This is a genomic window from Dechloromonas sp. H13, from assembly GCF_009469615.1.
In the GTDB taxonomy this organism is placed as follows: Bacteria; Pseudomonadota; Gammaproteobacteria; order Burkholderiales; family Rhodocyclaceae; genus Azonexus.
Genome location: NZ_SSXX01000002.1, coordinates 186,214 through 205,000 on the forward strand (window position 1 = coordinate 186,214; position 18,787 = coordinate 205,000).

The 18,787-nt window shown below is 59.5% G+C and carries 18 protein-coding genes, 2 tRNA genes and 2 rRNA genes (1 of these 22 cut by a window edge); 14 read left to right on the forward strand and 8 right to left on the reverse strand.

The features are described from left to right. Positions 1-54: 54 nt before the first annotated feature. From GH660_RS05395 to GH660_RS05415, 5 genes are all read right to left on the reverse strand, one after another. Complete coding sequence (locus GH660_RS05395) at positions 55-903, reverse strand: A24 family peptidase (protein ID WP_153145617.1); 849 nt, start codon at positions 901-903, stop codon at positions 55-57. Beyond that, complete coding sequence (locus tag GH660_RS05400) at positions 903-2,132, reverse strand: type II secretion system F family protein (RefSeq protein WP_153145618.1); 1,230 nt, start codon at positions 2,130-2,132, stop codon at positions 903-905. The genes GH660_RS05395 and GH660_RS05400 overlap by 1 nt, the downstream gene beginning before the upstream one ends. Before the next feature lie 16 nt (positions 2,133-2,148). After that, entirely contained in the window at positions 2,149-3,864 is a 1,716-nt protein-coding gene (pilB, locus tag GH660_RS05405; protein WP_153145619.1) for a type IV-A pilus assembly ATPase PilB, read from the reverse strand. An 80-nt stretch (positions 3,865-3,944) separates the two neighbouring features. After that, complete coding sequence (locus GH660_RS05410) at positions 3,945-5,216, reverse strand: HlyC/CorC family transporter (protein WP_153145620.1); 1,272 nt, start codon at positions 5,214-5,216, stop codon at positions 3,945-3,947. Positions 5,217-5,219: 3 nt separating this feature from the next. Further along, positions 5,220-6,059, reverse strand: a complete 840-nt coding sequence (locus GH660_RS05415) for an inner membrane protein YpjD (RefSeq protein ID WP_153145621.1) — start codon at positions 6,057-6,059, stop codon at positions 5,220-5,222. Between the two features lie 29 nt (positions 6,060-6,088). On the opposite strand from GH660_RS05415, the gene ffh reads away from it, so the two are divergent. After that, entirely contained in the window at positions 6,089-7,444 is a 1,356-nt protein-coding gene (gene ffh, locus GH660_RS05420; protein ID WP_153145622.1) for a signal recognition particle protein, read from the forward strand. Between the two features lie 75 nt (positions 7,445-7,519). Here the strand turns inward: ffh and GH660_RS05425 are convergent, their stop codons facing one another. Next, positions 7,520-8,131 carry a lytic transglycosylase domain-containing protein gene (locus GH660_RS05425; RefSeq protein WP_153145624.1) on the reverse strand — a complete coding sequence of 204 codons (612 nt, stop codon included), beginning with the start codon at positions 8,129-8,131 and terminating at the stop codon, positions 7,520-7,522. Beyond that, complete coding sequence (locus GH660_RS05430; RefSeq protein WP_153145626.1) at positions 8,119-9,849, reverse strand: proline--tRNA ligase; 1,731 nt, start codon at positions 9,847-9,849, stop codon at positions 8,119-8,121. Before GH660_RS05430 ends, GH660_RS05425 begins: the two co-directional genes overlap by 13 nt. Before the next feature lie 111 nt (positions 9,850-9,960). Here GH660_RS05430 and GH660_RS05435 point away from each other — a divergent pair, with 111 nt between their 5' ends. The 3 genes from GH660_RS05435 to coq7 are packed head-to-tail and all read left to right on the forward strand — an operon-like array spanning position 9,961 to position 11,663. Further along, the gene (locus GH660_RS05435) at positions 9,961-10,500 is read left to right on the forward strand and encodes an RNA pyrophosphohydrolase (RefSeq protein ID WP_153145628.1); all 540 of its coding nucleotides are present in this window, start codon (positions 9,961-9,963) and stop codon (positions 10,498-10,500) included. 1 nt (position 10,501) lies between these two features. Then, the gene (locus GH660_RS05440; protein ID WP_228276372.1) at positions 10,502-11,035 is read left to right on the forward strand and encodes a CNP1-like family protein; all 534 of its coding nucleotides are present in this window, start codon (positions 10,502-10,504) and stop codon (positions 11,033-11,035) included. A 4-nt stretch (positions 11,036-11,039) separates the two neighbouring features. Beyond that, positions 11,040-11,663, forward strand: coding sequence for a 2-polyprenyl-3-methyl-6-methoxy-1,4-benzoquinone monooxygenase (gene coq7 / locus GH660_RS05445; protein ID WP_153145631.1), 624 nt, complete (start codon positions 11,040-11,042; stop codon positions 11,661-11,663). A 30-nt stretch (positions 11,664-11,693) separates the two neighbouring features. Here coq7 and GH660_RS05450 read toward each other — a convergent pair whose 3' ends face one another. Further along, positions 11,694-12,122: an OsmC family protein gene (locus GH660_RS05450; protein ID WP_153145634.1), complete on the reverse strand. Its 429-nt coding sequence runs from the start codon at positions 12,120-12,122 to the stop codon at positions 11,694-11,696. Between the two features lie 501 nt (positions 12,123-12,623). On the opposite strand from GH660_RS05450, the gene rplM reads away from it, so the two are divergent. From rplM to GH660_RS05500, 10 genes are all read left to right on the forward strand, one after another. Beyond that, a complete protein-coding gene (gene rplM / locus GH660_RS05455) occupies positions 12,624-13,052 on the forward strand; it encodes a 50S ribosomal protein L13 (RefSeq protein WP_153145636.1) in 429 nt (142 codons plus the stop codon). Positions 13,053-13,061: 9 nt separating this feature from the next. Then, a complete protein-coding gene (gene rpsI, locus GH660_RS05460; RefSeq protein WP_153145638.1) occupies positions 13,062-13,454 on the forward strand; it encodes a 30S ribosomal protein S9 in 393 nt (130 codons plus the stop codon). A gap of 142 nt (positions 13,455-13,596) precedes the next feature. Then, complete coding sequence (locus tag GH660_RS05465) at positions 13,597-14,331, forward strand: DUF6776 family protein (RefSeq protein WP_153145640.1); 735 nt, start codon at positions 13,597-13,599, stop codon at positions 14,329-14,331. An 11-nt stretch (positions 14,332-14,342) separates the two neighbouring features. Then, entirely contained in the window at positions 14,343-14,735 is a 393-nt protein-coding gene (locus GH660_RS05470; protein ID WP_153145642.1) for a polymer-forming cytoskeletal protein, read from the forward strand. A gap of 73 nt (positions 14,736-14,808) precedes the next feature. Next, positions 14,809-15,159, forward strand: coding sequence for an iron-sulfur cluster insertion protein ErpA (gene erpA, locus GH660_RS05475; protein ID WP_153145644.1), 351 nt, complete (start codon positions 14,809-14,811; stop codon positions 15,157-15,159). Further along, entirely contained in the window at positions 15,116-15,868 is a 753-nt protein-coding gene (gene tyrS, locus GH660_RS05480) for a tyrosine--tRNA ligase (RefSeq protein WP_153145646.1), read from the forward strand. Before erpA ends, tyrS begins: the two co-directional genes overlap by 44 nt. A gap of 377 nt (positions 15,869-16,245) precedes the next feature. Then, positions 16,246-17,781: ribosomal RNA gene (locus GH660_RS05485) — 16S ribosomal RNA — on the forward strand. Positions 17,782-17,843: 62 nt separating this feature from the next. Further along, positions 17,844-17,920: transfer RNA gene (locus GH660_RS05490), tRNA-Ile, on the forward strand. A gap of 9 nt (positions 17,921-17,929) precedes the next feature. Further along, a tRNA-Ala gene (locus tag GH660_RS05495) sits at positions 17,930-18,005 on the forward strand. A gap of 205 nt (positions 18,006-18,210) precedes the next feature. Next, a 23S ribosomal RNA gene (locus GH660_RS05500) occupies positions 18,211-18,787 on the forward strand (it continues 2,304 nt past the right edge of the window). Together the 16S and 23S rRNA genes with 2 tRNA genes alongside form the textbook arrangement of a ribosomal RNA operon.

Here is an 18,787-nt window from a genome sequence, read left to right on the forward strand (position 1 = left end):
TGAATTGTAACCGAGAAAACAGTGGAGCCTAAGTTGTGGTGCGGCGGGAGAATTTCAAGCCAGCAATCCAAGATAGCTGCGCGTCAGCTGTGGTCCCCAAAAAAGGGCGATGACGCCGGCAGCGGCAAGGTAGGGGCCGAACGGAATGGGGGTGTTCCGTCCGTGGCGAGCGGCGACGATTAGGCCGATGCCAACCGCCGCGCCGACGACCGACGAGAGCAGGATGATTGTCGGAAGCATTTGCCAGCCCAGCCAGGCGCCGAGCGCGGCGAGCAGCTTGAAATCGCCGTACCCCATGCCTTCCTTGCCGGTCGCCAGCTTGAATGCCCAGAAGACGGACCACAGGCTCAGATAGCCCGTCATCGCACCGATGACCGCAGAATGAAGATCGACGTAGGTGCCGGCGATATTCATCGTCAATCCGAGCCAGAGCAGCGGCAGGGTGATCGAATCGGGGAGCAACTGGGTGTCGAAATCGATGGCGGTGAGAGCGATCAGGGCCCAGATCAGGAACAGGGCGCCGATCGCCTGTAGCGTCGGTCCGAAGTGCCAGATGGCATACGCCGAAAGCAGGCCGGCGAGCGCCTCGACGACCGGATAGCGTAGCGGGATGGGTACGGCGCAATTCGAGCATTTGCCGCGTAGAAGCAGATAACTGACGATCGGGATGTTTTCCAGTACGGTGATCTGGTGGCCGCAGGCCGGGCAACGCGAGCGCGGACGGGCCAGCGACAGGGGCGCTGCGGTCGACGGCGTTTCCCCACGCAAATCCGCGCATTGCGCATGCCACTCCTGCTCCATCATCCTGGGCAGGCGGTGAATGACGACGTTGAGGAAACTGCCGACGCACAAGCCGAGCAGCCCGGCCACGGCAGCCAGGCCGCCCAGTGATTCGACAGGCATCAGACCACGGCGCCAAGTTTGAAGATGGGGAGGTACATGGCGACGACCATGCCGCCGATCAGGGTGCCGAGCACCACCATGATGATCGGCTCCATCAGGCTGGACATTGCTTCGACCGCGTCGTCCACCTCCTGTTCGAAGAAGTCGGCGACCTTGGCCAGCATCGAGTCGAGCGCGCCGGACTCTTCGCCGATGGCGACCATCTGCGTTACCATGTTGGGGAACAGATTGACGTTGGTCATCGCATTCGTCAGGCTCGTGCCGGTGGCGACCTCACCTTGGATCTGCTTGGTGGCAGCCTTGTAGACATAGTTGCCGGCGGCGCCGCCCACCGAATCGAGCGACTCCACCAGCGGTACGCCGGCTGCAAACATCGTCGACAATGTTCGCGACCAGCGCGCGATGACCGCCTTGCGGATGATGTCGCCAAAGATTGGCAGGCGGAGCAGAAAGCGGTCCATCGCCATTTGCACCTTCTCCGAACGTTTCCATGCTGCGAAGAAGGCGTAGAGCCCGCCGAAGATGATGCCGAAAATGGCCCACCAGTAGGCGACGAAAAAGTCGGAAATGGCGATCACCAGCAGGGTCGGTGCCGGCAGGTCGGCGCCGAAGCTCTTGAAGACGTCCTTGAACGCCGGGATGACGAAGATCATGATGACCGCGGTGATGATGAACGCCACCACGATCACGGCGATCGGGTAGAACAGCGCAGACTTGATCTTGCTCTTGATGGCGAGAATCTTTTCCTTGTAGGTCGCGAGACGTTCGAGCAATGTGTCCAGGATGCCCGCCTGTTCGCCGGCAGCGACGAGATTGCAGTAGAGGGCATCGAAGTACAGCGGATATTTCCGGAATGCCTGCGACAGCGAACTGCCGGTTTCGACGTCGGCCTTGATGTCCAGCAGCAGCTTGGCGACAGCCGGGTTGGCATGACCGCGGCCGACGATGTCGAAGGCCTGGAGCAGGGGCACGCCGGATTTCATCATCGTGGCCAGCTGGCGGGTGAACAGGGAAATGTCCTTTTCGGTGACCTTGCCGCCGACCTTGAAGCGGGCTTTCTTTACCCTGGCGTTGAATACGCCCTGGCGGCGCAGGCTGGTCTGGACGACCGCTTCACTGGCAGCACGCATTTCGCCGCGAACGGCTTTTCCGTCCCGGTTCTTTCCTTCCCAGAGAAAGGTATATTCCTTGACCACAAGGATCCTGCTAGCTTTTGCGGCGGTAGCCATCCCTCGTCCTTCCCCGTTATACGTTCGTTGTGCTCAGAACCTCGTCGAGCGAGGTCAGGCCTTGTTTTACTTTTAGCAGTCCCGATTCGCGAAGATTCTTGACCCCTTCGCGTGAGGCCTGTTCGGCCAGATCCATTTCTCCGGCGCCACTCATGATGAGTCGTTGCATCGCCTCGGAAATTGGCATGACCTGATAGATGCCGACCCGCCCTTTGTAGCCGGTTCCCTTGCAACGGTCGCAGCCGCCGGGGCCGTACAGCGTCCACGAACCGTCGAGGTCGGCTTCGGTAAATCCCGCCTCGAGCAGGGTCTGGTTCGGCACATCGATCGGCTTCTTGCAGGTGCACAGGCGACGCGCCAGGCGCTGGGCCGTGATGAGCAGGATGCTGGAGGCGATGTTGAAGGTTGGCACGCCCATGTTCATCAGGCGCGTCAGCGTTGCGGGTGCATCGTTGGTGTGCAGCGTTGACATCACCATGTGGCCGGTCTGGGCTGCCTTGATCGCGATCTCGGCCGTTTCCAGGTCGCGGATTTCGCCGACCATGATGATGTCCGGATCCTGGCGCAGGAACGCCCGCAACGCCGTCGCGAACGTCAGCCCTACCTTGTCATCGACATTGACCTGGTTGATCCCGGCCAGGTTGATTTCGGCGGGATCCTCTGCAGTGGAGATGTTGACGCCATCCTTGTTCAGGATGTTCAGGCAGGTATAGAGCGAAACCGTCTTGCCGGAACCGGTCGGGCCGGTTACCAGCACCATGCCGTAGGGGCGGCTAACCGCATCGAGGAGGACGGCCTTCTGTTCCGGCTCGTAGCCGAGCGCCTCGATACCGAGCGTTGCCGAGGTCGGGTCGAGAATACGCATCACGATCTTTTCGCCCTGGAGCGTCGGCAGGGTACTGACCCGGAAATCGATCGCCCGGTTCTTCGAGAGAACCAGTTTCATTCGCCCGTCCTGCGGAATGCGCTTTTCGGCGATATTCAGGCGCGAGATGACCTTGATCCGCGAAGCGATCTTTTCCTTGATCGCCAGGGGCGGGGTCGCCACTTCGCGCAAAACGCCGTCGATTCGGACGCGAATGCGGTAATACTTTTCGTAGGGTTCGAAATGGATGTCCGAGGCGCCGTCATTGATCGCGTCGAGCAGCATCTTCTGGATGAAGCGGACGACGGGGGCATCGTCGATTTCCTGCGACGCGGCCTCGTCGGCCTTCGCTGCCGATTCCTCGTCGAGAAAATCCAGATTGATGTCGTCCGACGTCAGGTTCTTCAGGGTTTCTTCGGCCGATTCGGCATATTTGGTGACGAGCGGCGCCAGTTTGGGCTGTTCGACGACGATGGGGTCGACGCCCAGTCCGGTCTGAAAACGGATTTCGTCCAGCGCCCGCAGGTTGGTCGGGTCGGCGATGGCGACGGACAGCCGGTTTCCCCGCTTGTTGAGGGGGATCACCCGATGGGTCGCGATCAGCTTGCGATCGATGGCGTTGGCCGGAATATGGGTGTCGTCATAAACGGCGAGATCGAGCAACGGGTAGCCGAAGGTGTCGGCAACGAAGCGTGCGAGATCGAGCGACGAAATCTTCTGGCTCGCGATGATCTGTTCGATCAGCGAGCGTTTCTCGTGATTGGCCTGGATGAGCAACTGTTCCGCCTCGGCTTCCTTGAGCCGTCCCGCCTGGACCAGGGCACGGGCGAGACCGCTGAGAGGGCTTGCTTGGGGTGTGGCGGACATTGATTGCTGGACAGATGCCGTTTAGATTGGGCGATGATGCTACGTAGCCCCCGGTTTGTAAAGACCGCGCGGGGGTCGGGTCAGCGACTGGCCGGCCTGAAAATGCGGGCGGTGACGACGCTGCGGTCCTGCGTCTGCAGGATTTCGACCGCAATGCCCGTCAGCTTGATGCTGACGCCGGCTTCCGGGATGTCCTGGAAGTGCTCGAGGATCAGTCCGTTGAGCGTCTTCGGGCCATCCAGTGGGAATTGCAGTCCGAGCATGCGGTTGATGTCGCGCAACTGGCGCGACCCCTCGACGATCGCGCTGCCGTCGGCATCCCAGGCCAGCGACTGGCCCAGTCCTGGCAGCGAGGTGGTGAACTCGCCGACGAATTCCTCGATGATGTCCTCGAGCGTCAGCAGGCCGAGAATCTCGCCGTATTCGTCGACGACGAAACCGATGCGCTGGCGGTTTTCCTGAAAGAAGGCGAGTTGGGAAAAGACGGCGGTACCGGAGGGAATGTAGTATGCCGACTGGATATGCTCGAGCAGCGACGCCTCGTCGAATTCGCTGTCGCCGAGGCTGCCTAGCAGGCGGCGGACCGGCAGGACGCCGAGAAGCTGGTCGAGCGATTCGCGGCACACCGGGAGGCGGCTGTGGTGGCTGGTCGCCAATTGGGCGCACACCTCTTCCCACGGGAGATCGAGGTCGAGGATCTCGATGTTCCCGCGCGGGGTCATGACGTCCTCGACGGTGATGTTGTTCAGTTCGAACAGGCTGGAGAGGATCGCCCGGTGCTTCTGCGGGATCAGGTGCGAGGATTCGAGTACCAGGCTGCGCAACTCCTCCGGGGTGAGACGAGGTGCTTCCGCGTTGGCCTTGGGCGCGAGGCGGAGCAGCCTCAGGAGGGCGCTGGCAAAAAGGTTGACGAACCAGACCGCCGGATAGAAGAGGCGCAGCAACGGGGTCAGGACGTAGCCGAGAACGAGGGCGAGACGGTCGGCATGGGTCGCGCCGATGATCTTCGGCGTGATTTCCGAAAAGACCAGGATGGCGAAGGTGACCACCAGCGTGCCGGCGCCCAGCGCCCACTTCTCCTCGCCGAACATCTCGATGGCGATGACGCTGACCAGGGTCGCGGCAGCCGAGTTGATCAGGTTGTTGCCGAGCAGGATGACGCCAAGCATCTTGTCGGTGCGGTTCAGCAGATCAAGGGCGCGCTGGGCGCCGTGGTGGCCGGACGAGGCGAGGTGGCGCAGGCGGAAGCGGTTGGAGGCCATCATCGCCGTCTCGCTGAGCGAGAAGAAAGCCGACATCGCCAGCAGCACGACCAGGGCCAGCGACAGCGCCGACAGCGGGATATCGTCCACTACCTACAGTCGTCCGAGGATGACTTCGGCGACGAAGCGGCTGCCGACGTAGGCGAGGATCAGCAGGGCGAAGCCCGCCAGCGTCCAGCGCAACGCCCTTTTTCCCCGCCAGCCCCAGGCATGGCGACCGATCAGCAGTGTCGCGAAGATGCCCCAGGAAGCGAAGGCGAACAGGGTCTTGTGATCCAGTGTCAGCGGTTTGCCGAACAGTGCCTCGGAGAAGAAGACACCACTGCCGACCGTCAGCGAGAGCAGGATGAAGCCGAGCAGCAACATGCGGAAAAGCAGCGACTCCATGGTCAGCAGCGGTGGCAGGCTGGTCAGGCTGCGCTTCATCAGGCGCTTGTGCAGCGCATTCTCGGTGAAGCCCATGAAGATGGCGTGCAGTGCCGAGAGGGTCAGCAGGCTGTAGGCGAGCATCGCCGCGAGAAAATGCAGCTTGAAACCGGTGGCGCTGGCGTGCGCCACCACATGTACCTGCGGAAAGAAGACGGGTAGCGCGGTGCATACGGCGGCCAGCGGCAGCACCATGGGCTGCATGCCCTCCATGCGCGCCATGAAGCTCTCCAGCCAGTAGATCAGCACGGCCAGCCACATCATCAGGGAAAGCGCGAAACTGAACGAGAAGCGCATGCCGGCGTCGGAGAACAGCGCGCCATAGAGGCCGTAGGCGTGAATGAGCAGGCCCGCGGCAATCGCCACCCGCTCCCAGACCTGCATCGGGCAGGCGACGCACTGGTTCTCCCCTTCGCGCCAGCGGGTGTTCCAGAAGTGGAAGCCGAGCGCGCCGTAGAGGAGGGCGGCGGCGATGTGGGGCAGAAGCTGAATTACAATGTCGGCCATCCGCGAATTCTACTAGAAGCCTATCTGCCATGCTCGATAACCTGACCAATCGCCTTGCCCGCGTCATGAAGACGCTCAAGGGCGAAGCGCGCCTGACCGAATCCAATATCACCGATGCCCTGCGCGAAGTCCGCATGGCGCTGCTGGAGGCCGATGTCGCCCTGCCGGTGATCAAGGAGTTCATCGCGGCGGTCAGGGAGAAGGCGGTCGGCGAGGAAGTCATCGGTTCGCTGAGTCCCGGCCAGGCGCTGGTCGGCGTCGTGCATCGCGAACTGACGCGGATCATGGGCGATGCCCACGAAGGCATCAGCTTCAACACCCAGCCGCCGGCCATCGTGCTGATGGCCGGCCTGCAGGGGGCAGGCAAGACGACCACCGTCGGCAAGCTGGGCAAGTTCCTGAAGGAGAACCACAAGAAGAAGGTGCTGGTGGTTTCCTGCGACGTTTACCGTCCGGCGGCCATCGAGCAGCTCAAGTCGGTGGCCGGGCAGGCCGGCATCGATTTCTTCCCATCGACGGCGGGCGAAAAACCGGAGGCAATCGCCCTGGCGGCGGTCGATTGGGCGAAACGCCACTACCATGACGTGCTGCTGGTCGATACGGCCGGCCGTCTTGCGGTCGACGAGGAAATGATGGCCGAAATCAAGCGCCTGCACGCCGCGCTGAAGCCCATCGAAACACTCTTCGTCGTCGATGCGATGCTCGGCCAGGATGCGGTCAACACCGCCCGGGCCTTCAACGAGGCCTTGCCGCTGACCGGCGTCGTGCTGACCAAGCTCGACGGCGATGCGCGCGGCGGGGCGGCCCTGTCGGTGCGCCACATCACCGGCAAGCCGATCAAGTTCGCCGGCGTCGGCGAAAAGCTGGCGGGGCTGGAGGCTTTCCATCCCGAACGGATGGCGTCGCGCATCCTTGGCATGGGCGACGTGCTGTCGCTGATCGAGGAGGCCAAGAAGGGGCTCGACGAGGAAAAGGCGGTCGCTTTCGCCAAGAAGCTGAAATCGGGGAAAGGTTTCGACCTCAACGACTTCAAGGAGCAGATCGCCCAGATGCGCAACATGGGCGGGCTGTCGGCGCTGATGGACAAGATGCCGGCGCAGATCGCGCAGGCCGCCGGTCAGCTGCCGGCAGGCGCCGAGAACAAGATGGTCGGCCGCGTCGAGGGCATCATCAATTCGATGACCCCGGCCGAGCGCGCCAAGCCGGAAATCATCAAGGCCAGCCGCAAGCGGCGGATCGCAATGGGTGCCGGCGTCCAGGTCCAGGAAGTGAATCGGCTGCTCAACCAGTTCGAGCAGTCGCAGAAGATGATGAAGATGATGGCCAAGGGCGGCATGGGCAAGCTGATGCGCGGCATGAAGGGCATGCTGCCCGGCATGCGTTGATTTTGGCGCGGTTTGGGTGACGACCGCGCGCTGCTGCGGTCGACGGCCGGAAATGGCTGAAATTCAGGCCGAAAATCAGCGGGTGGCCTGGGCCAGCCGGGTCGGCTTCTGGTAGCCCCACTGGTTCTGCCAGGCGGCGCGCACCATATTCGGATATTCCGGCCGGCCGAGGCTGCCGTTGTAGCGGCCGAGGGCGCGATAGAGGTCGCCTTTTTCGATGTCCAGGTAGTGGCGGAGGATGGTGCAGCCGTAGCGCAGGTTGGTGCGCAGGTCGAACAGGCTGTCGTCCGGGCGGCCGATCAGCTTGACCCAGAACGGCATCACCTGCATGTAGCCGCGGGCGCCGGCCGACGAAACGGCGTATTTGCGGAAACCGGACTCGACCTGCATCAGGCCGAGCACCAGTTGCGGGTCCAGTCCGGCGCGCGTGGCTTCGTAATGAACGCTGCGCAGGAGGTCGAGGCGGTATTCGCGGTTGGGAATCCGCTTTTCCAGTCGCGGTGACATTTCGGCCAGCCATTCGACCGCGTCCAGCGGGTCGCTGAATGAACTCGACGGCGGGCGGGCGTCCGATACCGCCTTGTGCAGGGCCGCCTGGACGCTGGCTGAAAGCGGCTCGTAGATCTGGGCGCCGGCGAAGGCGCCCGAGACATTCAGCAACAGCAGGAAGGCAATCAGCCGGTGCACAACTTTCCTTTGAGCAGGTCGAGAATTTCGCCCTGGGCGACCAGGGTGGCCTCGCCGTCGAGGCGGCCCTTGTATTCTAGCTTGCCTTCGTTGAGGCCGCGCTCGCCGATGACGACGCGGTGCGGGATGCCGATCAGTTCCATGTCAGCGAACATGACGCCGGGGCGCTCGTTGCGGTCGTCGAGGACGACGTCGATGCCCGATTTTCGCAATTCGCTGTAAAGTTGGTCGGCAGCCGCCCTGACCGCATCGCTCTTGTGGTATCCCATCGGCACGATGCAGACTTCGAATGGCGCGATGGCGGCTGGCAGGACGATGCCCCGCTCGTCGTTGCCCTGCTCGATGGCGGCGCCGACGATGCGCGAGACGCCGATGCCGTAGCAGCCCATCTCCATGACCTGGCTCTTGCCCTGCTCGTCGAGGAAGGCGCAATTCAGCGCCTGTGCGTACTTGGTGCGCAACTGGAAGATGTGGCCGACCTCGATGCCGCGGCAGATTTCCAGCTTGCCCTTGCCGTCCGGCGACGGATCACCGGCGACGACGTTGCGGATGTCGAAGACTTCCGGTTCCGGCAGATCGCGGCCGAAATTGACGCCGCCCAGGTGGAAGCCGGCCTCGTTCGCACCGCAGACGAAATCGCTCATCGCGGCGACGGTGCGGTCGGCGAAAATCGCCACTTTTTCGCGGTTGACCGCAACCGGGCCGATGCAGCCGGGGGCGCAGCCCAGATATTCCTGTACCTCGCCGTCGGAGGCGAAGCGGAAGGTGCCGAGGGTGGCGATCTTGCCGGCCTTGATCTCGTTCAGTTCGTGGTCGCCGCGCAGCAGCAGCAGCGCGAATTTCTTCGTGCCGTTCTCGCGCTCGCTGACGACGGCGATGGATTTGACGATCTTCGCGATGTCGACCGCAAGAAACGCGGCGACGTCGGCGCAGGCAGCCTTGCCCGGCGTGGCGATCTTGGCCATCGGCTGCGCGGCTGCCGCGCGCGGCGTTGCCGGTGCTACGGCCTCGGCCAGTTCGACGTTGGCAGCGTAGTCGGAGTCGGGGCAGAAGGCGATGTCGTCTTCGCCGGAGTCGGCCAGGACATGGAATTCATGCGAGCCGGTGCCGCCGATCGAGCCGGTATCGGCCGCGACGGCGCGGAATTTCAGGCCCAGCCGCGTGAAAATGCGGCTGTAGGTCGCGTACATGTTGCCGTATTCGCGCTGCAGATCCGCGAACGAAGTGTGGAAGGAGTAGCCGTCCTTCATCAGGAACTCGCGGCCGCGCATGACACCGAAGCGGGGGCGGATCTCGTCGCGGAACTTGGTCTGGATCTGGTAGAGGTGGATCGGCAACTGGCGGTAGCTCTTGACGTCGCGGCGGACCACGTCGGTGATGACTTCCTCGTGCGTCGGGCCGATGACGAAGTCGCGCTGGTGGCGGTCCTTGAAGCGCAACAGCTCGGGGCCGTAGGCCGGCCCGCGCCCCGATTCTTCCCACAGCTCGAAGGGCTGTACGGCGGGCATCAGCAGTTCCAGTGCGCCGGCATTGTTCATCTCGTCGCGGACGATGCCTTCGACCTTGCGCAGCACGCGCAGCCCCAGCGGCATCCAGGTGTAGATACCGGCCGCGGCCCGCTTGATGTAGCCGGCGCGCAGCATCATTTTCTGGCTGACGACTTCGGCGTCGGCGGGGGCTTCTTTCAAGGTGGTGAAAAAGAACTGCGAAGTGCGCATGAGATGCTCTTGAATTCGTTGCAAAACATGGATTTTACACGCTGGCCGTGCTTTGCATGCGGGCGGCCTTTGTGAAAGAATTGATGCAACTTTTAATTTCGCAGGATAGACATGCTCGATCGTGAAGGCTATCGCCCGAACGTCGGCATCATTCTTTGTAACGCCAAAAACGAGGTCTTCTGGGGCAAGCGCATACGTGAACATTCCTGGCAGTTTCCGCAAGGTGGCATCAAGCGCGGCGAAACGCCCGAACAGGCCATGTTCCGCGAACTGTACGAGGAAGTCGGGCTGCAGCCTGAACATGTGCGCATCCTCGGGCGAACCAAGGGCTGGTTGCGTTACGAAGTGCCGACACACTGGATCAAGCGCGAATGGCGCGGCTCCTACCGGGGGCAGAAGCAGATTTGGTTCCTGTTGCGCCTTGTCGGGCGCGACAACGACGTCAGTCTGCGGGCGACCGCGAAACCCGAGTTCGACGCCTGGCGCTGGAACGACTACTGGGTGCCGCTCGACGCCGTGATCGAATTCAAGCGCGGCGTCTATGAGCAGGCGCTGAGCGAACTCGTGCGTTTCCTCGATCATGATCGGCGGGGTCGGCAGCGGCAGCAGAGCAGCCCTTCCGATGCCTCCGGTCAAACAGGGGGGGGGTAGCGTGCGGCCAATCTTCTCTCGCTCCACTTCCCTTCTGGCTTTGTTCGGGGTGCTCGCGTCGCTGGCCGGGCAGTCGGCTCTCGCCGACTTCGAGGAAGATTACGACGACAAGCAGTGGAAGGAGGTGGCAGTTCAGCTGCCGCCGGCTCCGCAGCAGGAAAACCTGCTGCCTTTCTACGTCAGCGCGGCGACCGACAATGAATTTTTCATCGACGGAGCATCCTTGGCGGTGGGTGCCGATGGCGTGATTCGCTATGTCCTGGTTGTGCAGACTTCTGGCGGCGCACGGAACGTGAGTTTCGAAGGCTTGCGCTGTGAAACCCAGGAGCGTCGCATCTACGCTTCCGGCCGGCCCGACGGAAGCTGGTCCAAATCGCGCAACAACGAATGGAAACGCATCCAGAACGTGGCCGCCAATCGCTACCATGCTGCACTTTTCAGTGATTATTTTTGCCCGGAAGGTGTCATTGTCCGCAGTGTCGAGGAGGCGCGGGATGCGCTGAAGCGCGGCCGGCACCCGGAAAGCCGTCGTTAAGCCCATGTCTGCGGAACGTTTCATCATCGAGTTCGACCGCGCCTTGCGTACTGTCTTCGCCCCGGCGCGCAGCCAGCGTCCGGTTCCCGGATCGGGTCTCCCGGAAGCCGACATGAGTGAGCAGGAAAAGGCGCATGTCTGCGGACTCATGCGCGTCAATCACGTCGGCGAGATTTGCGCCCAGGCGCTTTACCAGGGACAGGCCCTGACGTCGCGCAATCCATCCGTGCGTGCTGCTCTATGCGAGGCGGCGGATGAAGAAACCGAGCATCTGGCGTGGACAGAACAGCGCATCGTGGAGCTGGGCGGGCGCAAAAGCATCCTCAACCCGCTCTGGTACGTCGGTGCGCTTTCGATGGGTTTGCTGGCCGGCCGCATTGGCGACAAGTGGAATCTCGGATTTCTCGCGGAGACCGAGCGCCAGGTGGAGGCGCATCTGGACAGCCATCTGGCGCGCCTGCCCGAACACGACGTGCGCTCGCGGGAAATCGTCGACCAGATGCGGATCGACGAAATCCGGCATGCCGAGACAGCGCTTCAATTGGGTGCCGCCGAACTGCCGGCCCTCGTCAAAACAGCGATGAAAATTGCGGCAGGACTGATGACCGGAACGGCCTATCGGCTCTGAGGAGGAGACGGTTGCGGCGGGCCCGGAATTTCAGGGCTCTTCGACAATCTCAAAGTCGTAGGTGATTTCCGCAGTCTTGGCGATCATGATCGATGCCGAGCAGTATTTGTCCTTGGAAAGCTCTATGGCGCGGGCAACGGCATCCGGCTTGAGTTGCCGGCCTTTTACCTTGTAGTGGAAGTGAATGCCGGTAAACACCTTGGGGTCGGTCTCGGCACGTTCAGCCTTGAGACTGACCTCGCAGCCGCTGACGGCATGCCTGCCCTTCTTCAATATAAGGACGACGTCGAATGCGGTGCAGCCGCCGGTTCCGGCAAGAACCATTTCCATGGGCCGTAGCCCGAGATTGCGGCCGCCGGCCTCGGGGGCCCCATCCATAACGACGGCGTGTCCGCTTCCGCTTTCAGCCACGAACGACATGCCGGCGTCGTTTCCCATCCATCTAATGGTGCATTCCATTTGAGTCTCCTGTAGCGGTGGGCGGATTTTATCGAAATTTTCCCGATACTGTCGGGCCGTAAAAAATGTTGCGATGCAACATTTGCGTATTAAAAACTGAGCCCGAGATGTCGCTTTATTGTGTTTAAACAATCATGAATAGATTGAAAATTTTATTATTTTTAATATATAAAACAATTAATTATAATTAATTAATATAAATTGTTTATATATAAAAATTATAGTGTTGCGGTGCATTAAAAATCCTTGCGCCGTGAGGCATCGTTCGGCATAATGCAAAGCGTACGAACCGAGGTTCTTCGCTGTTCAGTGGGTTCCAACGTTCAGGTTTGTCTCCTCCACCCTCCTCCTTTGGTGTGGATTTAACGCGGCTCAGCGAGCCGCGTTTTTTTTGTCCGCTCGATGCCCTCGGGTGTGGATTTCATTTGACAGCCCAGCGAAAAGTCGATTAGAATCCACGGCTTTCTCCAATCTGCGCCCAATTTTCAGGACGGCACACACATGAAAACGTTTTCCGCCAAGCCACATGAGGTGAAGCGCGAGTGGTTTGTGGTAGACGCCACAGACAAGGTGCTCGGCCGCCTCGCTACCGAAATTGCCCGCCGCCTGCGTGGCAAGCACAAGGCTATCTATACCCCGCACGTCGATACGGGTGACTTCATTGTCGTGACGAATGTCGAGCGACTGGTCGTGACCGGCAACAAGGCCGAAGACAAGAAGTACTATCGTCACTCCGGTTACCCCGGTGGTATTTCCGAAACCAATTTCAAGAAAATGCAGCAACGTTTTCCTGGGCGCGCCCTGGAAACCGCCGTCAAGGGCATGCTGCCGAAGGGGCCGCTTGGCTATGCCATGCTGAAAAAGCTCAAGTGCTACGCTGGCGCCCAACATCCTCACACCGCCCAGCAGCCCAAGGCGCTGGAAATCTAAGGGGTCGTCATGGCTGAAAGTTATTTCTACGGTACCGGTCGTCGCAAGAGCGCCGTTGCTCGTGTCTTCATGAAGCGTGGTTCTGGTGCCATCGTTGTGAATGGCAAGCCGGTGGATCAGTTCTTCTCGCGTGAAACCGGTCGCATGATCGTGCGCCAGCCGCTTGAACTGGTCGATGAGTTGAAGGGCTTCGATATCAAGGTCAATGTGATCGGTGGTGGCGAGTCCGGTCAGGCGGGTGCTGTCCGTCACGGTATCACCCGTGCGCTGATCGAGTACGATGCTGCGCTCAAGCCGGCCTTGTCCAAGGCGGGGTTCGTGACCCGCGATGCCCGCGAAGTAGAACGTAAGAAGGTTGGCTTCCACAAGGCGCGTCGTCGCAAGCAATTCTCCAAGCGTTGATTTCGTCGCGACCAGAAAAAGCCGCCGTTTGGCGGCTTTTTGTTTTTTTGAAATCCGTGGCGCATCCTGGGTCGATAGTGGTGTGCGCAAAGCTGGTATCGTTAGTTTTCGCGCTGAAGCTCCGGATTGAAACGACTGGGCCATGCCAACACCTGCCATTAACCTGAAGGTAAAAAAATTTCGGCGCCGCTTCGGTATAACGGCGCCGCGGGTTGTCGTGCGGACCCATCTGGCCTGGCCTTGGTACGCAATCGGAGGAGGCTTGCTCGTCCTGGTGGTGGTTGCGATTGTCTGGTTGATCCAGCAACGCGGCGAAGTGAGCGAAGTGGAGCGGGAACTCGATTCATTGCGCCAGCAGGTTCGTCAGCTTGATGACGAATTATTGAAGCGGCGGTCTGCTGCCGGTACCGAGCAGAATGCTGCGGAGATGGAACGCTCGACGCAGCAGCAACTGCTGAATCGGGTGAAAACGCTTGAGTCCGAGAATGCGGCGTTGAAGGAAGACATGCTTCTCTTCGAGCGCCTGATTCCGGCTGCCGGCGACGAACCGGCGATTCGCGTGGAAAGTTTCCGGGTGGCGCCCGACGGGCCGCAACATTTCCGTTATCGAGTTCTTCTGGCGTACCAGTCGACCAAGCAAGCAGCGGACTTTCGCGGTCGACTGCAATTTTCTGTGGCTTTTTTGCTGGCGGGAAAGCAGCAGGAGTTGCGGATTCCAGAAAAGCGTGAAAGTGCGGGCGAGTTCCAGGTCGAAGTGCGCCATTTTTTGCGTCGGGAAGGTGGTTTCGAGCTGCCGCCAGGAGCGCGCTTGCTGTCGGTGGAAGTTCGCGTGTTGCAGGGTGATACACTCAAATCGAAGCGCTTGGCGCAACTATAGGAGGGGGGGCGATGTTCGGAAGGAAGGGCGAAAGCACGCCGCATGCTCGAATCGACACGCTGATTGGTGCGGGAACTCAGGTCGAAGGGAATATCCGCTTTGCCGGGGGGTTGCGCATCGATGGAGTGGTCAAGGGCAATGTCGAGGTCGCCGAAGGTGCCGCGGCATCAATGCTGGTTCTCAGTGAGCAGGCGCGCGTGGAAGGTGAAGTTGTTGTTGCGCACCTGGTGACGAATGGAACGATTGTCGGGCGGGTGGCTGTCACGGAGTCTCTGGAAATGCAGGCCCGAGCAAAGATCGTCGGTGATGTCGAATATTCGCTAATAGAAATGCATCAGGGGGCTGTCGTCGAAGGGCGCCTTATCCATCCAGTTGCAGAGTTGGCGGAACTAAAGCCGGCTTGATCCACCTAATGCAGTTGACCGGAGCCTAGCCGGCTCCCATAATCTTCAACGAATTTTTTCAGGAGTGCCGCAAATGAATGCTGTAAGCGAAATGGTCATGCCCCTCGTCTTTACCGATAGTGCCGCCAGCAAGGTGAAGGAGCTTATCGAAGAGGAAGGCAACCCCGGCCTCAAGTTGCGCGTATTCGTTACCGGCGGTGGGTGCTCGGGTTTTCAGTACGGCTTCACGTTTGACGAAGAGGTCAACGAAGATGATGCGACCATGGAAAAGAACGGCGTCACGTTGCTGATTGACCCGATGAGCTACCAGTATCTTGTCGGCGCTGAGATCGACTACTCGGAAGGTCTGGAGGGGTCGCAGTTCGTGATTCGCAATCCGAATGCAACATCGACCTGTGGCTGTGGGTCGTCTTTCTCCGCATAACCCCATCCTTCTTCCGAAAGGGCGGCCGTGGCCGCCCTTTTTTGTTGACGTCGCCTGGAAAGAGTTCCCCAAAGAGACGGGCGATTGCCTTGCTGGTGTCGGCCGTGAATTGCAGAAGCGCTACGGGCAACCAGCGCAGTGCGTGCTGATGATGCCGTTACTGGAGGGCTTGGATGGCATCAACAAGATGTCGAAATCCCTTGGCAACTATGTAGGGATAAACGAAGCGCCGAAAGAAATATTCGGCAAAATCATGTCGATCTCTGACGATTTGACGTGGCGATATTACGATCTGCTGTCGTTTAAGGGTGCCGCAGAAATTCAACGATTGAGGATGGCCGTCGTAAATGGACTCAATCCTTGGGATGACAAGGTACAACTTGCGCAAGAGTTGGTTGCCCGTTCCCATTCACAAAAGGACGCCGCTGCAGCGCTGATTGATTTTGAAGCGCGATTCCGCCAAGGAGTGTTGCCTGATGATATGCCCGAGTGCGAGTTGGGGAATGACGGGTGGCCGCTTGCGGTTGTCCAGGCATTGAAACTTTCGGGCTTGACGGGAAGTGCCTCCGAATTGTTACTCATGATAGATCAGGGCGGGGTTCGTACGGACGGTGAGAAGGTTGCTGACAAATCTGCATGTCTGGCAGTGGGTGTGCCTGTCGTGCTTCAGGTTGGTAAGCGCAAGTTTGCGCGAGTGGTTGTCAGCTAGAGGGCGTCGCTGTTGCCTTGGTGTTTTCAGATTTCTTTTTCCTCCTGTTGACGTCTTTTTTGATGTGTATATAATGCGCACCTCTCTGCGGTGCCGGGGTTTTTGGCGGGTGCGGCGGAGAGGGGAGTCGGAAAAAATTTTGTACGAAGTGCTTGACGAGATGTAGAGAGTGCTTCATAATTTCGCTTCTCTGCTGCTGACGAATCAAACGAAACGGCGCGGCAAACGATCTTTAAAAACTTGAACAACCGATAGGTGTGGGTGCCTTGATGCGAAGCGACTTCGGTCGCAACAAAGTATTAAGGCAATCACACGGATGGAGAGATCCATCGAGGTAGAGAAATCTACCGTCAGTGAATTGCGAGTTAAGTTGGATTGAACTGAAGAGTTTGATCCTGGCTCAGATTGAACGCTGGCGGCATGCCTTACACATGCAAGTCGAACGGCAGCGGACCTTCGGGTGCCGGCGAGTGGCGAACGGGTGAGTAATGTATCGGAACGTACCTTTCAGTGGGGGATAACGTAGCGAAAGTTGCGCTAATACCGCATATTCTGTGCGCAGGAAAGCAGGGGATCGCAAGACCTTGCGCTGATTGAGCGGCCGATATCAGATTAGCTAGTTGGTGGGGTAAAGGCCTACCAAGGCGACGATCTGTAGCGGGTCTGAGAGGATGATCCGCCACACTGGAACTGAGACACGGTCCAGACTCCTACGGGAGGCAGCAGTGGGGAATTTTGGACAATGGGGGCAACCCTGATCCAGCCATGCCGCGTGAGTGAAGAAGGCCTTCGGGTTGTAAAGCTCTTTCGGCCGGGAAGAAATCGCATGGGCTAATACCCTGTGCGGATGACGGTACCGGCATAAGAAGCACCGGCTAACTACGTGCCAGCAGCCGCGGTAATACGTAGGGTGCGAGCGTTAATCGGAATTACTGGGCGTAAAGCGTGCGCAGGCGGTTTTGTAAGACAGGCGTGAAATCCCCGGGCTCAACCTGGGAACTGCGCTTGTGACTGCAAGGCTAGAGTACGGCAGAGGGGGGTGGAATTCCACGTGTAGCAGTGAAATGCGTAGAGATGTGGAGGAACACCAATGGCGAAGGCAGCCCCCTGGGTCGATACTGACGCTCATGCACGAAAGCGTGGGTAGCAAACAGGATTAGATACCCTGGTAGTCCACGCCCTAAACGATGTCAACTAGGTGTTGGGTGGGTAAAACCATTTAGTACCGTAGCTAACGCGTGAAGTTGACCGCCTGGGGAGTACGGCCGCAAGGTTAAAACTCAAAGGAATTGACGGGGACCCGCACAAGCGGTGGATGATGTGGATTAATTCGATGCAACGCGAAAAACCTTACCTACCCTTGACATGTCTGGAATCCCGAAGAGATTTGGGAGTGCCCGAAAGGGAGCCGGAACACAGGTGCTGCATGGCTGTCGTCAGCTCGTGTCGTGAGATGTTGGGTTAAGTCCCGCAACGAGCGCAACCCTTGTCGTTAATTGCCATCATTTAGTTGGGCACTTTAACGAGACTGCCGGTGACAAACCGGAGGAAGGTGGGGATGACGTCAAGTCCTCATGGCCCTTATGGGTAGGGCTTCACACGTCATACAATGGTCGGTACAGAGGGTTGCCAAGCCGCGAGGTGGAGCCAATCCCAGAAAGCCGATCGTAGTCCGGATTGCAGGCTGCAACTCGCCTGCATGAAGTCGGAATCGCTAGTAATCGCGGATCAGCATGTCGCGGTGAATACGTTCCCGGGTCTTGTACACACCGCCCGTCACACCATGGGAGCGGGTTCCGCCAGAAGTAGGTAGCCTAACCGCAAGGGGGGCGCTTACCACGGCGGGGTTCGTGACTGGGGTGAAGTCGTAACAAGGTAGCCGTAGGGGAACCTGCGGCTGGATCACCTCCTTTCTAGAGAAAGCATCTCTGGCACCCACAACCTATCGGTTGTTCAATGAGTAGCAAACAGACGAGGGTCTGTAGCTCAGTCGGTTAGAGCACCGTCTTGATAAGGCGGGGGTCGTTGGTTCGATTCCAACCAGACCCACCACGTCACCACGGGGGATTAGCTCAGCTGGGAGAGCACCTGCTTTGCAAGCAGGGGGTCGTCGGTTCGATCCCGTCATCCTCCACCAGAATCCAGAGATAAGCGGGTGTTTATCTCTGGCTTTTGAGAAATCAATTGCTACGCTCTTTAACAAAACGGAAGAAGGTTGTGTATCGCTGTGATGAGCAGCAGATACACGTTGTGATTGCATCTGTTCTCGTATTACAGCTAGTACGAGACAGCACAAACGAGTTGCCTGTAGCCGGGTCTCTGCCGAGACCCCAAGGTTATAGGATCAAGCGACTAAGTGCATGTGGTGGATGCCTTGGCGATCACAGGCGATGAAGGACGTGCAAGCCTGCGAAAAGCGGGGGGGAGCTGGCAATGAAGCTTTGATCCCCCGATATCCGAATGGGGAAACCCACCTCGCAAGAGGTATCCCATGCTGAATACATAGGCATGGGAGGCGAACCCGGTGAACTGAAACATCTAAGTAGCCGGAGGAAAAGAAATCAACCGAGATTCCCCAAGTAGTGGCGAGCGAACGGGGAAGAGCCTGCTAGTGATAGCAGCTTTGTTAGCAGAACGGAATGGAAAGTCCGGCCGTAGTGGGTGATAGCCCCGTATGCGAAAACATCGCTGTGGTACTAAGTTAGCGACAAGTAGGGCGGGGCACGTGAAACCCTGTCTGAACATGGGGGGACCATCCTCCAAGGCTAAATACTCGTGATCGACCGATAGTGAACCAGTACCGTGAGGGAAAGGCGAAAAGAACCCCGGGAGGGGAGTGAAATAGAACCTGAAACCGCATGCATACAAACAGTGGGAGCCTCCTTGTGGGGTGACTGCGTACCTTTTGTATAATGGGTC

Coding starts and splice junctions, on each gene's coding strand:
- GH660_RS05395 (WP_153145617.1), bottom strand. CDS start 903: ATGCCTGTCGAATCACTGGGCGGCCTGGCTGCCGTGGCCGGGCTGCTC.
- GH660_RS05400 (WP_153145618.1), bottom strand. CDS start 2,132: ATGGCTACCGCCGCAAAAGCTAGCAGGATCCTTGTGGTCAAGGAATAT.
- pilB (WP_153145619.1), bottom strand. CDS start 3,864: ATGTCCGCCACACCCCAAGCAAGCCCTCTCAGCGGTCTCGCCCGTGCC.
- GH660_RS05415 (WP_153145621.1), bottom strand. CDS start 6,059: ATGGCCGACATTGTAATTCAGCTTCTGCCCCACATCGCCGCCGCCCTC.
- ffh (WP_153145622.1), top strand. CDS start 6,089: ATGCTCGATAACCTGACCAATCGCCTTGCCCGCGTCATGAAGACGCTC.
- GH660_RS05430 (WP_153145626.1), bottom strand. CDS start 9,849: ATGCGCACTTCGCAGTTCTTTTTCACCACCTTGAAAGAAGCCCCCGCC.
- GH660_RS05435 (WP_153145628.1), top strand. CDS start 9,961: ATGCTCGATCGTGAAGGCTATCGCCCGAACGTCGGCATCATTCTTTGT.
- coq7 (WP_153145631.1), top strand. CDS start 11,040: ATGTCTGCGGAACGTTTCATCATCGAGTTCGACCGCGCCTTGCGTACT.
- GH660_RS05450 (WP_153145634.1), bottom strand. CDS start 12,122: ATGGAATGCACCATTAGATGGATGGGAAACGACGCCGGCATGTCGTTC.
- rplM (WP_153145636.1), top strand. CDS start 12,624: ATGAAAACGTTTTCCGCCAAGCCACATGAGGTGAAGCGCGAGTGGTTT.
- rpsI (WP_153145638.1), top strand. CDS start 13,062: ATGGCTGAAAGTTATTTCTACGGTACCGGTCGTCGCAAGAGCGCCGTT.
- GH660_RS05465 (WP_153145640.1), top strand. CDS start 13,597: ATGCCAACACCTGCCATTAACCTGAAGGTAAAAAAATTTCGGCGCCGC.
- GH660_RS05470 (WP_153145642.1), top strand. CDS start 14,343: ATGTTCGGAAGGAAGGGCGAAAGCACGCCGCATGCTCGAATCGACACG.
- erpA (WP_153145644.1), top strand. CDS start 14,809: ATGAATGCTGTAAGCGAAATGGTCATGCCCCTCGTCTTTACCGATAGT.
- tyrS (WP_153145646.1), top strand. CDS start 15,116: ATGCAACATCGACCTGTGGCTGTGGGTCGTCTTTCTCCGCATAACCCC.